The organism is Algoriphagus algorifonticola, from assembly GCF_007655305.1.
Taxonomy (GTDB): domain Bacteria; phylum Bacteroidota; class Bacteroidia; order Cytophagales; family Cyclobacteriaceae; genus Algoriphagus; species Algoriphagus algorifonticola.
This window is the reverse complement of record NZ_VLOG01000018.1, coordinates 50,316-65,204: the sequence shown is the minus strand read 5'-3', so window position 1 is coordinate 65,204 and position 14,889 is coordinate 50,316. Positions and strand designations below refer to the sequence as shown.

At 39.6% G+C, this 14,889-nt stretch carries 11 protein-coding genes; 4 read left to right on the top strand and 7 right to left on the bottom strand.

Going from position 1 to position 14,889, the window contains the following annotated elements:
- Positions 1–8: 8 nt before the first annotated feature.
- A complete protein-coding gene (locus FL972_RS03680; RefSeq protein WP_144603723.1) occupies positions 9–1,331 on the bottom strand; it encodes an IS1380 family transposase in 1,323 nt (440 codons plus the stop codon).
- A gap of 204 nt (positions 1,332–1,535) precedes the next feature.
- Between FL972_RS03680 and FL972_RS03675 the strand changes: the two genes are divergently transcribed.
- Entirely contained in the window at positions 1,536–2,243 is a 708-nt protein-coding gene (locus tag FL972_RS03675) for a YebC/PmpR family DNA-binding transcriptional regulator (RefSeq protein ID WP_144603721.1), read from the top strand.
- 24 nt (positions 2,244–2,267) lie between these two features.
- On the top strand, positions 2,268–2,834 hold the full coding sequence (gene yjjX / locus FL972_RS03670) for an inosine/xanthosine triphosphatase (protein WP_144603719.1): 567 nt from the start codon (positions 2,268–2,270) through the stop codon (positions 2,832–2,834).
- Positions 2,835–3,040: 206 nt separating this feature from the next.
- Here yjjX and FL972_RS03665 read toward each other — a convergent pair whose 3' ends face one another.
- A complete protein-coding gene (locus FL972_RS03665; protein ID WP_144603717.1) occupies positions 3,041–4,027 on the bottom strand; it encodes an NTPase in 987 nt (328 codons plus the stop codon).
- Between the two features lie 66 nt (positions 4,028–4,093).
- On the opposite strand from FL972_RS03665, the gene FL972_RS03660 reads away from it, so the two are divergent.
- The gene (locus FL972_RS03660) at positions 4,094–5,020 is read left to right on the top strand and encodes a M28 family peptidase (RefSeq protein ID WP_144603715.1); all 927 of its coding nucleotides are present in this window, start codon (positions 4,094–4,096) and stop codon (positions 5,018–5,020) included.
- A gap of 113 nt (positions 5,021–5,133) precedes the next feature.
- A complete protein-coding gene (locus FL972_RS03655; protein WP_250161277.1) occupies positions 5,134–6,861 on the top strand; it encodes a chloride channel protein in 1,728 nt (575 codons plus the stop codon).
- A gap of 542 nt (positions 6,862–7,403) precedes the next feature.
- Here the strand turns inward: FL972_RS03655 and mtgA are convergent.
- The 5 genes from mtgA to FL972_RS03630 form a co-directional block, all read right to left on the bottom strand.
- Positions 7,404–8,099 carry a monofunctional biosynthetic peptidoglycan transglycosylase gene (gene mtgA / locus FL972_RS03650; protein ID WP_144603710.1) on the bottom strand — a complete coding sequence of 232 codons (696 nt, stop codon included), beginning with the start codon at positions 8,097–8,099 and terminating at the stop codon, positions 7,404–7,406.
- Entirely contained in the window at positions 8,096–8,899 is an 804-nt protein-coding gene (locus FL972_RS03645; RefSeq protein ID WP_144603708.1) for a class I SAM-dependent methyltransferase, read from the bottom strand. Before FL972_RS03645 ends, mtgA begins: the two co-directional genes overlap by 4 nt.
- A gap of 47 nt (positions 8,900–8,946) precedes the next feature.
- Positions 8,947–10,851 carry a DUF3857 domain-containing protein gene (locus FL972_RS03640; protein ID WP_144603706.1) on the bottom strand — a complete coding sequence of 635 codons (1,905 nt, stop codon included), beginning with the start codon at positions 10,849–10,851 and terminating at the stop codon, positions 8,947–8,949.
- Positions 10,848–12,770: a DUF3857 domain-containing protein gene (locus tag FL972_RS03635; protein ID WP_144603703.1), complete on the bottom strand. Its 1,923-nt coding sequence runs from the start codon at positions 12,768–12,770 to the stop codon at positions 10,848–10,850. The genes FL972_RS03640 and FL972_RS03635 overlap by 4 nt, the downstream gene beginning before the upstream one ends.
- An 88-nt stretch (positions 12,771–12,858) precedes the next feature.
- Positions 12,859–14,706: a DUF3857 domain-containing protein gene (locus FL972_RS03630; protein ID WP_144603700.1), complete on the bottom strand. Its 1,848-nt coding sequence runs from the start codon at positions 14,704–14,706 to the stop codon at positions 12,859–12,861.
- Positions 14,707–14,889: the final 183 nt, after the last annotated feature.

The window sequence follows — 14,889 nt, the reverse complement described above, 5'->3', positions numbered from 1 at the left end:
AACCCGAATTATGCATTAGAGTAATTAAAGGGGTTGTTCAGAGTTGAGATTTGGGAGAAAATTCCGTCCATCCACCGCCTTCGTTTAGTGGGCAAAGAGATCTTGAGGACCTTTTTGTTAGCGTGAGAAGCTGTCCATGCTCCTAATGCAAAGCAATAGGATCTGAGGGTTCCCAAGGTTGCCCGATTATGATGATTGAGAGCAAAATGACGGAATAGACTCATTAGGTTGTAGGCAACCATGATGAATCTGAAGGAGGCTTCGGTTGCCCAGAAGTCCTGTAGGCAGAAGTTTTCCAGACCAAAGTCATACTTGAGTTCCTTGATTCTGTTTTCACAGTCTGCTCTGTTGTTGTACATGTTCCATATTTGATCCAGAGGAAGATCCATGTTGGTCACATAGCAGCTGTAGCGATAGCCTGGCTCATCCTCAAAGAGCATCTTGCCTGAGGCATTTGGCCTGATGTCGATTTGCTTTTTGACCAGGATATACCTTCTGGGTTTTCCGTTTTCGTGGCTAAACTTCATTTCGCTTAGTTCAATCCCTTTAGCCAATCTGATCCAGTCTTTGATGGCCCAGACTTCGCTTTTCACGTTGGGATACATTCTCACGGCCATGATGTAGTTCAGCTGTTGCTCTTCCAGATACGACATCAGTTCTTCGGTGTAAAATCCGCTGTCTGCCCGCACCAGACCTATTTTCTGGTCTTTGAGTACCTGATTGAAAGTCTCCTCCATGAACTCCTTGCAGCTGCTGCTGGCAGCGGTATCTCCCGGACGCAGCCAAGCATTGGCTACCATACGCGTCTGTTCCACAAAAGCCATCAGCGGATGATGAGAATTCCGGCCCCGTTTGTTGGGATTGTATCCTTTGGCACTGCCCTGCTGATCCCCATAGCGAGTGATGACAGTACTGTCAAAATCTACGGTGAGGCTTCCGATATTTAGCTGGTCAAAAAACCAATGCTGCAGTTCAGGAAAAATCTCTGTGTTCAGTGACTGGGAAAACTTGCCAAAAAAACGACTGTAGGTACTCTGAGAAGGCATGGTGTCCCAGCCGAATATAGAGTGGAGAACCTGATCATATCGTAGCCAATCACAATGAATGTAGCGGCTTGCCCCCGTCCAGATGCCCAGCCAGAAGCTCTCCACGATCTGCTTGGGATCATATCCCCGGTTAGATCCCGGTTGGGGAAGGTTAAGCGTTTCCAACTTTTCCCGGATCCTTACCTGATCAATAAATCGTTTCATTAAACTCATCCCTCCAAATGGGGTAACTGGCTTGGAGGAATATTCAATTGGAAGGTTAACCATTTTGGTGCTACTATTCATACTTCAAAAACAGCTTGTCCAACAAAATTTAACCACTTTTGGACTCAAATCGAAATCCTATTGCATAATCAAGGTTTAAATGATACGAAATCACACATAAAAAAGACGGGAATTCTTCAAAAAGTATGGGATAGATTAACTCAGTCAATCCCACCGCTAAAAGGAAAAGATTTCTTATTTTTACGGCCTAAATCGAGCAAATCCATGGGAAGAGCGTTTGAATTCAGAAAAGAACGAAAATTCAAAAGATGGGACAAAATGTCCAAGGTCTTTACCAAGCTAGGTAAAGAAATCGTGATGGCAGTGAAAGCAGGCGGACCCGACCCCACGTCCAATCCAAGACTGAGAACCCTCATTCAGAATGCCAAAGGTGCCCAAATGCCGAAGGACAGGATAGAGGCAGCTATCAAAAGAGCATCTAATAAGGACGAAAAAGACTACGAAGAAATTGTATATGAAGGCTACGGTCCATACGGTATTGCCGTGTTGGTGGAGACTTCTACCGATAATATAAACCGAACAGTCGCCAACGTAAGATCTTATTTTACCAAAGCGGGTGGCTCCTTGGGAACTTCCGGTTCGGTAAGCTTCATGTTTGATCACAAAGCTGTTTTCAGATTCACCCAAGGCGAATTGGATATGGATGAGCTGGAGTTAGAACTCATTGATTTTGGTTTGACCGACATCGATGAAAACGAAGGAGAGATTTTTGTTTATACAGAATTTGAAGACTTCGGTACCATGCAGAAAGCATTGGAAGAAAAAGGTATTGAAGTGATTTCCGCAGATTTCCAATGGTTCCCTACCACCCTGACTGAATTAACTGAAGAGCAGGAAGAGGTCATCAATAAGATGATCGAAAAGATGGAGGAGGACGATGATGTAAACAACGTATACACTAATATGGCCTAAGCGAAAGCTTGGGCTCTTTTTTTTATGAATTTTCCAAGAAGACAGAATTTACAACAGCAAGAGAAACCACTTATTATCGTAGGAAGCAAAAATCCGGTGAAAATTAACAGTGCGGAAGACGCATTTTCACTGGCTTTTTCCAAGGGATTTCACATCAATGGAATCACTACATCTTCAGGCGTACCTGATCAGCCCTATGGCGATGAAGAAACTTGGCTGGGAGCAAAAAACAGAGCTTTGAATTCTAAAAAGAATTTTCCGGAAGGAAATTATTGGGTAGGTATTGAAGGTGGATTGGACCAAGATAAACATGGCATGTTTGCTTTTGCCTGGATCTATATTTTAGATGATAATGGGCAAGTGGGTCAAGCCAAAACCGGCACCTTTTATCTACCCGAGGGTATAGTCAGTTTGATCAAAAGCGGAATGGAACTGGGTGATGCAGATGATCAGTTTTTTTCAAGAACAAATTCCAAGCAAGAAGGCGGGTCAGTTGGTATTTTAACAGATGGAAAGCTTACTAGGAGAGATTACTATTCTCAGGCAATTTTACTTGCTTTGATCCCTTTTTTGAACAAAAATTACTATTAGATGCGATTTTTCGAATAAAATTTTAAATAAAAGTCAGTTTTTTTTAAAAAATCTTTGAAAGTATTGGATAATAAAAAAAAAAGTAACTTCTTTAGTTTTATACTATTTCATAGTATCATATTTGTAACACATATATAAAGAAAAGTAAAAGTTGCTGTAATCACCCCTAAGTTTATTAGCGACAAAACCTCCCCTCTTGGGGAGGTTTATTTTTTTAGATTCCTGATGAAATTTCTAAGAGCAACTCTCCAATCTGAATCAGCATCCCATTCAGGTCCTATATATAATTCATCTCTTACCAATAGCTTGATATAGTATTTTACCACGGTTTGATTTTCTATTTCAGGATCGGAATTTAGCCCCATACTTTTTTTAAGGTCCGCTTCTCTCCCTTCAACTTTCACCAATAGAAACTGAATTCTGTCCCTGATCAATTCCTGATTGGTTTTCGCCTCAGTTAGCCAAGCAACTTCGTAAGGATATTCTGCTTTGAGAATTCCTTCTATCTCTGCTTTTTGGGCTGCTTGTTCTGCCAATATCCTTTCGGCTGACTTACCATATAGATCATATCTGAAATATGTCAAAGAACCAGTCTCAGCACTTGATCCTTCCAATGGAACACCCAGTTTAAATACTTCCAGGTTTAGAGGATTTCTTGCAAAAAATTTACTGGAGGAAGCTTGCTGGGCAGCTTCGCCTTGAGTAATACCGGGAAACTCAGGAATATCGATCACCAAGAGGTTTTTGGTTCTGACATTTTCTCCCAAAGCTCCAAACTGATCCGCTACTTCTTCAATTTTGGGGGCGCTCAGACCAAATAGAGCAGTTGATGTGATGACTTTCCCATCTCCACTGAACTTTCCTACATGGATACTCGCATTGTTTCTCTGACGGGTGACTAATATGATATTTTTAATCAGGCGCTGCTCAAAGGCTTTGGCGTAGCTACTTTGTACTTCCTCCGATAAGGAAACCTGCTCAAGCTCGTAATAAGCGACTGGGTCACCTCCAGCTTTTACTAAAGCAGAATGAACCGAATCGGCAACAGCCTTCCAATCCATTACCGGTCTGGCAGCTGGATCAGCAGAGATCAAAACCACAGACTTTCCATCAAAAAAAGTCTCCGGTAAATTCCCTTGACTCCTGACTGGATGGGACAAGATGAGTATTGCCAGAAAAATTAAATATTTCATAGAGAAATGGAAGGAAAGAAACTTAAATTAAATTCGGACTTTAAATAACGAAATTTTAACCATCTCATGTACCAAAGACCAAAACTTCTCCTCTTTTTCATCATCTGCTTGGCTCATTTTTCTGTTTCTGCACAATCCTTACGGGAAAAAACTCTTATCAAACACATGGTTTACCTTTCTTCCGATGAGTTGAAAGGGAGAAAAACAGGAACCCCTGAAAACCTCAAAGCGAGAGAGTACATAGTATCCGAATTCGAAAAATCAGGATTAAATTCTCAATACCCAGATTATTTACAGGAATTTCAGTTTTACAATCGAAGAGAAGGAAAAACCCTCACTGGAAAAAATGTAGTAGGATTTGTAGCGGGGACAGAGAGCAAAAAAATAATTGTGATCACAGCTCATTACGATCATGTGGGAGTAGGGAAAAAGAACGCTGAAGGCGACTCTATATATAATGGAGCTGACGACAATGCCTCTGGCACGGCTGCTTTGATTGAAATGGCAGATTATTTTGCGAAAAACCCGGCCAAGCATAGCCTGATGTTTGCAGCTTTGGATGGAGAAGAAATGGGACTTCAAGGTGCAAAAGCACTGGTGGCTGATTTTCCCTTCGAATTGGAAGTGATCGCACTGAATGTCAATATGGACATGATATCCAGAAATGAAAAAGGGGAGTTATATGTTTCTGGAACTCACTACCATCCACAATTCAAACCGGCATTGGAGTCTGCCGCTACTGATTCCGACATTCAATTAATGTTTGGCCATGATATCCCAGGTACAGGGGCTGATGACTGGACTAAATCATCAGATCACGGTGCTTTTTTCGAAAAAAAGGTTCCTCATTTATACTTTGGAGTTGAAGACCATCAAGATTATCATCAGGTTACCGATGAATTTAAAAATATTGATCCAGAATTTTATGTGAAGGCCAGCCGACTCATTTTGAACTGCATTTTGGCTTTAGACGAAGATTTGGCAAAAGAATAGGAGATATTTTTCCTTTGTTCCATAGGTTACTTACTTTGTATGGAATTGATTAAAAGTAGATTTTGGCAAAAAATGATTTCATAACCAGACTCCTGATTTGGAGATTAAGGCATATGAGTAATCAAAATTTTATTTTGATTCTCAGTGGCATCATTGGTGTGATTTCTGGTCTGGCCGCAGTGATTCTCAAGCAAGGAGTACATGCTATCCAAAACTTTCTGACTGAAGGTTTTTATGTAGAATATGCCAATTTCATGTACATCATCTATCCAATTATAGGTATCGCTGCTGCCTTTCTTATTGGAAAGTTTCTTTTCAAAGATGTTGGTGGTCACGGAATTCCGGATGTACTGTTTACAATTTCCAAAAAGCAGAGTTTAATACCCAGGGTAAAGACCTACAGCAGAGTTATTACTTCAGCCTTGACTGTCGGTTTTGGAGGCTCCGTCGGATTAGAAGCACCCATGCTGGTAACAGGATCAGCCATTGGTTCCAATATTGGAGTTTTGGTACATCTCAACTCCAAAAAGAGAACACTTTTAATAGGTTGTGGTGCAGCTGGAGCGATTTCGGCCATATTTGGAGCACCGATTGGTGCAGTGATATTTGCGATAGAGGTAATCTTGATGGAAATCAGCACTGCAAGTTTTATCCCTCTTTTGATTGCCTCTGTGATGGGATCCCTGACCTCTATGCTACTGATTGGAGAGGACTCCGTATTCAATTTTAACCTTCAGGAAGAATTTAGAGCTGCACACATGCCCTACTATCTCCTCTTAGGGATTTTTTGCGGGATAGTCTCTTTGTATTTTAGTAAGGCGGTAGTACGCACAGAAAAAATCATGGAGGGACTAGAGAGCCAAACCATTAGAATTCTGTACGGTGGCGCTATGTTAGGTTTCATGCTGTTTTTCTTTCCTCCTATTTATGGCGAGGGATACGATACGCTGAACCTGCTTATTGATGGCAACTCGAACCAGTTATTGGAAAAAAGTCCATTTTTCTCAGCCATTGATAACCCTTACATGATTTTGATTTTTTTGGCTTTAATTATTTTAATCAAACCTATTGCCTCTGCTTTGACATTGAGTGCAGGAGGATCTGGCGGAATATTTGCCCCTTCCCTATATGTTGGGGGACTGGTAGGTTTCCTATTCGCTTTCGGGAAGAACATGCTCGGAATCCATATCCCATTGCCCCTTGCTCACTTTACTTTAGTTGCCATGTGCGGGGTCATGGCTGGAGTTCAGCACGCTCCACTGTCGGCTATTTTCCTCATAGCTGAAATCACAGGAGGATACGAACTCTTTGTACCGCTCATGTTTGTCTCAGCCATCTCCTACATCACTACCACTTACTATCAAAAGGACAGCCTCTATATTCAACAACTCAAGGAAAAAGGCAGACAATTACCTGAGACAAAAGATCAGGAATTACTGGACATGATTGATATTTCTCATGTCATAGAACGGGACTTATTACCTATACACCCGGAATCTAAGCTGAAAGATTTAATTGATTTGGTAAAAATTTCCAAGAGAAATATTTTCCCTGTTGTGGACGAAAATAAAATACTCCGTGGAATCATCACCCTGGATGACATCAGGGATATCATGTTTGACTTAGAGAAGCAAGAAAACACTCAAATCAGGAGTTTAATGCATAGTCCTCCAGAAATCCTATTAGCTACTGAAAATATGCAAAAAGCCATGGATAAATTTGAAAAGTCAGGAGCATGGAACTTGCCTGTGGTAGAGGATGGACGCTATTTGGGCTTTGTTTCCAAGTCCAGAATCTTCAATTCTTACCGAAAAAGATTGATCCGACAGAGGCAAGATTAAGGCCGATTTAAAAGAATATTTGGATTTTGAGATTATCCACTTTTTAACATTCATTTTAACAGCCCTTTTTTCAGTTAGCTTCGATTATCCACAAATTTAGCCATTATTGACAGGCCTTAAAATACTGATTATCAGTGTATTATTATCCATTTGTTGAAAAGTGTGGATAAATAATTGAAAATGTGGATAAAAATTTCTTGCATTTTTTAATCCTCAAAATTAGCCTGTATGAAGCATTTTTTAACTTGGAATTAATATTCCCTTAATGCAAAAAATTAAGCATTGAATTTTTTTTAAAACAAATTTTATTTGGATTCGTTGTCGTACAATACACTTTTTGAATCCTGAAAAACAATTTTATTGTACTGAAAAAAAATTCAAGCTTTGAATATTACAATTTTGGTTCAGAAAGATCAATTTTAAGTCTTTAGCTATTAGCCTTGAGATCAAAGCGCCTAACTATTGAACAGCAATAAATTTCAATATTGGGTGAGAGTCTCGTAAAGGCTTTTTTGAAAAATAAAAGTCCCGATTTCAAAGCCCTAGTTTCCCCAGCCTAGGGGCTCCAGATTATTCATTTGCCTCAATATCCAACCTTGTCTTCCGGAGATGTAATTGGTGGGTCTCCTAGGACTCCATCTTATTGGGTTCGGTAAAACTGCCGCAATCATGGCTGCTTCTCCACGGGTGAGCTTTTTTGCAGATTTACCATAAAAAGTTTGTGCTGCCGCCTCTATCCCATAGATTCCGGGGCCCATTTCTATGACATTTAAGTAAACCTCCATAATCCTTTCTTTGGGCCAAAGTAGCTCCACCAATACGGTAAAATAAGCCTCCAGCCCCTTTCTCACATAATTTCTACCCGGCCAGAGAAATACATTTTTGACTGTCTGCTGGGTAATGGTACTGGCACCCTTTATTCTTTTGCCTTTCTTATTCCCTTCCCAAGCCTTTTTCATGGCTTCCATATCAAAACCTGAATGCTGCAAAAACTTTTGATCTTCTGAGGCATATACCGCCTGAGAAGCATGCCTGGAGATCTCCTCCATTGGCACCCAATCTTTATATAGCCTTAGTTCTTTTTTTTCATCTATTGACTGCTCTACCAAACGAATCACCATTAATGGAGTAAGGGGAACTGGCACAAAGCGATAAATGATTACCAAACCAATGGACACAATGAAAAACCAAATAATGATTTTAAGGATAAATCTGCTAAACCAACGGATTATTTTCATGCTTTGCGCTTTGCTTTTGCCTGTACAAATTGATAAAAAAATACGGAATCTGAAGCTTTAGCAATTACTTCCAGGTCTGACTCCATCTCCCAGATATCCTGCTTACTGATTATACCAGAGTCCAACATAAGTTTAGCAGCACTTTTCATCAGTTCTCTCCAATAAGCCAACATACGCTTTAATTCTTCCGGCCTAGATTGGTCCAAATGGAAGCCTCCCCTTTGTAATTCTATTTCCTCGAAACCTACTTCATGCAGCAAACTCCCCATCTTGACCCCAATATCAGGATCTCCTCCACTTTGAATCTGATGGGCGTTGTAAGCATTATAATATCGCTCCAATCCTGGCAATTTGGGCAAAAAATAAAAACTTGAATTGAAGACCTCTGTTAAATAGATAACCCCCTCAGGGTGCAAGTGCTCATAAACCGACCTCAAAAGCTTCTTAGGTTCTTCTACATGCTCCAGAACCCAACAGATAAAACCAGCGTCAAACCTTTCCTCTAAATTTAGTTCCGCTGCATCTTGATTGACAAAATTGATTTTTCTGTCTGAAAATCCGGATAAATTGATTTGGGCTTTTTCAATTTGAGACTTCTCAATTTCCACACAGGTCAAGTCCAAGTCAGGATAAAGGCTCAATATTACCTGTGATTGTGCCCCAACCCCAGAACCTATTTCCAATACATTCTTTCGATTTTTTAAATCAATGAAAGGATAAATTAAAGGAGTCAGAATACCCGCCTGGGTCATCAGCCGCTCCTGCTCCTCTGTCAGATATCCATGAATGTATTTTCCCATAATCTTCCGAAAATTACCGAAAATTCGCAGTTTTTATACTCCAGAAGCTAGTTAGCTTTCTTTTTTAATATTACCGGAAACTGTACACTTTCGGATACTTTTTCTGCGAAGGATTTCAACTCAGGGTAAGCGCGAGGTGAGTAATTTTTAACATGAATATCCAATTTGCTGACTATACGAATATGACCTTCTTCAATTTTTGACTCCAACAAATAGGTTAATTCCTTGTTTGGAGTGAAATGAGACACAGATGGAGGGATTTCATCTACTTCATACCCTTCCGGAATTTCCATGTCGAGCTCAAAATTCTGATAAAAGGGATAATCAAAATCAATTGGATAAGTTCTCCTAACTTCCAAAAATGGATTTTCATAGAAAATGGATTCTTTAAAAGGGCTTAAAATCACAATTTCTTCACCATCATTAAAGGCCGGCTTCTTGGCCTTTGAGAATAGATATCCTTCTTCTTGAAACTTATCATCAACTGTAATGTCATAGTAGGAATCGTCGAGGTCTTCAGGTTCAGGATTTGGACCTAATAGCTGATCTCTCAATGAAAGCACATTCAGTCCTTCTAGTTTGAAATTGATAGAATAAGCCCAATTTCCTATAGAGTCTTTTTCAAGAGTAATCATCTGGTTGGATCCGGACTTGTGCTTTAAGTCAATGGGAATCAGTTTTGATTCATCACCCCGAATTAAAAATCCTTGAGGCACCAATTTTTTGGGAGGAATTAATCCAAAAGATAGATAAGGATCCGTAGCGTCCAACCAAAAAACTGAATCTCTGATCTCTAGTCTCACCAAAGAATTTGAAAACTGATTAAGAAAAGGACTGGGGATTAAATCTGTCCTGTTCTCGCCTTTTTGATTAATCAACACTAAATCCGCAGTTATTCCATGGTCTTGAAGCAGGTTAAGCAGAGTCAGGTGAATATCTAAATGGTTCCCTTCTCCTTTTTTGAGCAAAGACCTTGCGACTTGGGTAGGTAACGGATAAATACTTGGCTGTACTTTAAACCTGTCTTTGACAAAGCGGTAAATTTTTTCTGCCGTTTCAAGATCATTAGTACCATATAGTACATCTTTTATACCCAACTTTTTCACTGAGTTCCCCTTGAAATAAGATTCAAATGCTGGAATTGACTGGATACGTGTTCCCAACTCCTCCCAAGTAGAATAGACTATTGGCTGAAACTGGGTTCCATCCTGAAATAAAAAGCCCTCGACCCGAAACACATAATCCATTGGATTACTCAGGTAAGGCTCAAGACGAAATGAAGGTATATTTTCAAGATTCCAGTAAAACCTATCTCTTGAAGGAGAAACTTGAAGCATTTCCCGGACGGGAATACCCTGGGTGACGAGTTGGTATCGAAGATAGTCCGGTACTTGAAAAGTGTATTCAGATCTGAGCTTTGGGTAAGTGCCCTGAAACTCCCATCCTTCCAATAAATAGTACTCACGATCAACCTTCACGTACTTCCACTCCAGAATGGAGCCTTTTTTTACTTGAGGGAAAACAATCCTATAATCGGACCAACCATTTTCATTATCTGACCTAAAAATGTGTTCATCTCCCAGTCTAATACTTTTTCTTTCATCTCCATCCAAATAGCTTACAGTGGCCCTTAATTCGATAATTTGCTCAATCTTTAAATCACCTGCGGTGAAAAAAGGGATGGTGATATTGCCAAAATTATCCGGGTTGTCTCCAAGAATTTTGTATCTAAAATGGTATTCTGTGACAAGGCCTATCACCCAGCCTTCCCCCTCTTTGATTAAGGGATAAGTGACTCCTCCCTCGTAAAGAGAGACAACCTTTGCCTCTTTTTCGAAGAAAACTGAATCCAGCTCTTTTTCAAATTGGCTGTAAATCCCAAAGCTAACCTGCCCAAAACTTGGCCAAGAAAGGATAATAAATACCCATATTAGCCCAATTCGTGAACTCAAGGATTACTTACTTTTTTTAAGACCAAAGGAGCATTCATTTTAGTAGCCACAGTTTCCATAAAATATTTCAAATTGGCATACTGCCTGACATCAATCGTTGGTTTTTTGACTTCGAGCTTTGCTACAATCTGAACTTTATCTCCCATTAGCACTGGATTATAAGAAAATAACACCTCCCCGTTTTTCATACTGATTGCTTCCTTGAGAGGATAATCGTCCAACTCATAACCTTCGGGAATTTCCAGCAGGGTAGAATAAGTCTCTGAAAATGCAAAACCGAAATCGACAGGGAAAATCCTGAAATCCTGGGTAAAAGGATTCTTGCTGAAGGTAGCGATCTTAAAAGGAGTAAGCATCATCAAGGCTGCACCTTGAGAATCCTGTCCTTGAATTTTGATCGTGTAATTGGTGGTAGTGTAATTGTCCTCCTTAAGATTATCCTGCATATCCATATTGACTACTTCCCAGGTTGGATCTAAAGTAAATAGTTTATGAAGCGGTTCATTGTTTTTTTGGAGATTTTGGGATCGATGTGACATCTGCAAACCCTCGTAAAAGTATCTGCGAAGCGATCCTTCTACAATCAAATTCTTTTCCTCATCAAATTTCAACACTGAAGTAAATACTGAATTCGAATTATGAGGAATATTGATAGGAACTAATTGGCTATTTTCTTTAGTCAGAAACAACCCTGCTTTTACATGTTTATCCAAGTCCACATATCCAAAAGGGGCCAATGGATCTTCCAGATCCAAGAGATATTCTTTGCCGTCCAGCTTCGCATGAAGTAATACACTATTAAACTGGTTGATAAATGGAAAAGGTACTAAATCACTTCTTCCACTACCTTTTGAACCTACCAAAATTGGGTGGCACTCTATCCCCATAGATCTCAATATACCCATTAATGCCAAGTCCAGTTCTACTGCCGAACCCACTTTGGTTTTGACCAACTGAGATATTTGCTGGTCTGGAAAGAAACCACTTTCAGTGTTAAGTTGAAAATTCTGCTGAAGGTAATAATAGGCCTTTTGAGCCTTCTCCAGCTCAGTGCTTCCTTCGAAGTCTACGCCATCCATCACTTTTTCCAAAGGAGAGCTTCGGAAATACCCCTTATCCGTATAACCTCTCAAAACCTCATCTCCCAGCACGATCCAATTTTTCAGTACATCTTCCCACTCGTACAAGGTTTTTTGGTAACGTGAAAGCTGGAACTCAACTCTTTCTCTATAATCCGCAAAATTATTCATGTAAGGCTCCGCCTTCAGGGAATTCAGCTTCCTCAACGTCCAAGTGTAGGTCCCGTTATTTACAGTTTTTTCTGAGGTAGTATTATACTTTGTTCCTTGACCAATCATCTTGTATTCCAATTGCGGAATCATTGTGATACTGTAAGAAGACATGATGGTTGGAATATCATTTTGGAATGTCCATCCATCTAAAAGGGTGATATTCTTATCCGTTTTCTTATACGTATACTCCAGAATAGAGCCCACCTTCACATTGGGAAATGTAATCCGGTATTCCTTCCATCCATTTCCTACCTCAACTTCAAAAATCTGATTTTTATCCACCTTAATGGACTGTGGCTCATCTCCCTCAAAGTTGGTGATCAAAGCCTTTAAACCACTGATTTCTTCCGTTCTATTATCACCTGAATAGAATGGAATCTTTACATCTCCCCGAGCTATTCCTGACTCCTTTAGAATTTTGATCCTGAAATGGTAGGTTGTTTCAAAAACTTCCCCGAAGAATTTGGAAACCCCTTCCTCGAAAAGTACTACAGCATCCGCATCTGGTTCAAAATCAACTTCCGAATAAGAAATTTCATTGGAATTATATTTTCCAAATTTCTCCTTTTGGGCATATCCTGAAAGATGCAATAAAAAGAGAAGGCATAATAAAAGTTGCTTTTTCATCTGTTTATAATTTGTTTTTTAGGGGTCAGATGGAATGCCCAGGATAATCATCCCCTTGTGTGAGATTTTTTCTCATGGGCATTTCATATTATTTTTGATTTAGGCTGGGCTTGGTAAAATGGTAGGTTCCATATCCTACCGAGTTGATTTTACTAATCAGGACTTTCTTGGAATCTTCATCCTTAGGGTCTTTGATGGAAACCTTAATTTTTCTGGTAACCAGAAGCTGATTGTCTTTCAACTGATTTTCTATGTGAATGCTATATTCCTCCTCTTTGATTTCCAGGGGCTCAAGATTGAATTCTGATACTACTCCTTTTGGGAGATCTATGGCATAGGTTTCTTCCAAATCAAAATTTTTGAAACCTATTTCATCTAATTTTATTTTGGTAAAAAATGGCTTCAGTAAAAGGCGTTTGGCTGTAGTCTGAGCAAATTTTTGGACAATTCCTTTGACTGTTCTATCAGCTATAGGTAAGGAATCTAACTGCTCGGATTCAAATTGATAATCTTGAATTACCAATCCGGAAATAGCTGAGTTTTTATTGAAATAATCTCGCTGCTGTCTGGAATCAAGCTGTCTGGAAATACTAACAGCTTTGTAAGCTGGATTTCCTTCCAAGTGCTGCTTCATAGTCATCGTGGCATCACCTTTTTCATCCAGTTGGAGAAAATACTCATTCTCCACCCGATTCCAGCTGCTTTCTTCATAGCTTGGGGTCTTAGCCAAATATCCCCCGGTTGGAGTCACTACTAAAACATGCCGGTCATTGGTAAATGAGCCCAAGTAGCCTGCCGGCAAACTATTGGAAGTACACTCAAGCCATACGGGTTGTTCATCAATTTCCGCTCTTAGAATCACATGGTTGAATTGATTGGAAGGGAGATCTGTGCGAATATCTGACTCACCCTCTCCTGCATAGACCAAGGTATAAAAAGCAGGTATTCCAGCTGCTTCCAGCATGGCTTTCATAAGATTGGTCAAGCCTTTACAATCCCCGTAGGAATATTTGACCGCGTCTGTAGCAGTCATTGTTTGCCACCCACCTATGCCTAATTGTATACTGACGTAGCGAAAGTTTTTCTGTAGATAGGCATATAGGACTGAAATCCTTTCATAGGGATCGTCTATCCTTTCTACCAGCTTCAGGATTTTTTCTCTAAACTCTTGAGGCAACTGATCTCTTCCCTCATTGAGTTTGTATTTCCACAAGCCCAATTCTGACCAATCATTCATAGATCCTTGAAAACTCTCTAATTTGAATTCCTTAGGAGCGATATATAAACGATGGTCATCCTCTTCTCGAATGCTGAGATCCTGTACAGGTAAATTGGCTTCTTTCCATACTAGCTTTTTTCTACCGTCAGCCAAGGATTCCTCAGTCTTGTTTCCAGAAAGGTGCTGTTCCTGATAGCGAATCCCAATGGATTCAGGGTAAATAATAGCTAATTCAGCTTCATCCAATTTCTGAAATGTGCTCTCTACAGGAATCCATGGTTGAAAACTGAAATTGGATTGGAAATAAACCTCAGTTTGAATATGAACCTCAATCGGAAATTTGGCTGAGTTCACGACATAATATTTCTGCCGGTTATCTGCAAAAACGGAGAAACCATCATATAACTCGGCGTCTTGCAGATCTTTCATTTTGGCTTTTTGGATAGTTTTGCCTGTAGCAGGATCTATCACCTCCAGACTAAAGCCTTTAATTTGGACTAGCTTATCATAAAAAATCCTGACAGAAGCATGACCTAATCCTTCTGCGCTCAGGACAGTTATTTTCTTGTTAGTCTTAAGCGTATAGCCAAAATTCTGATCAATTACCAGCTCTTTGGAATGTGAAATGGAGGAATAAACGGGAGGTTCTTGAGAAAATTTAGAAACCAGGGAATCGGTTAAAAAGCTAGCCCACAGGGCTAACAAGACAAATATCATATTCAGAATACTATAAAATTCGCAAGAAAATTAATAATTAAATTTTCAAAGTCAAGAGAGATTTAAAATTTTCAAACGAATTATTTTTCAGACTATAAAACTTGCATTTCATCCACTTTTGAGTGCATCCCGAGATATATTTTTACTTGGATTTCATAAAATATCTAAGCTATTTGAACCTTA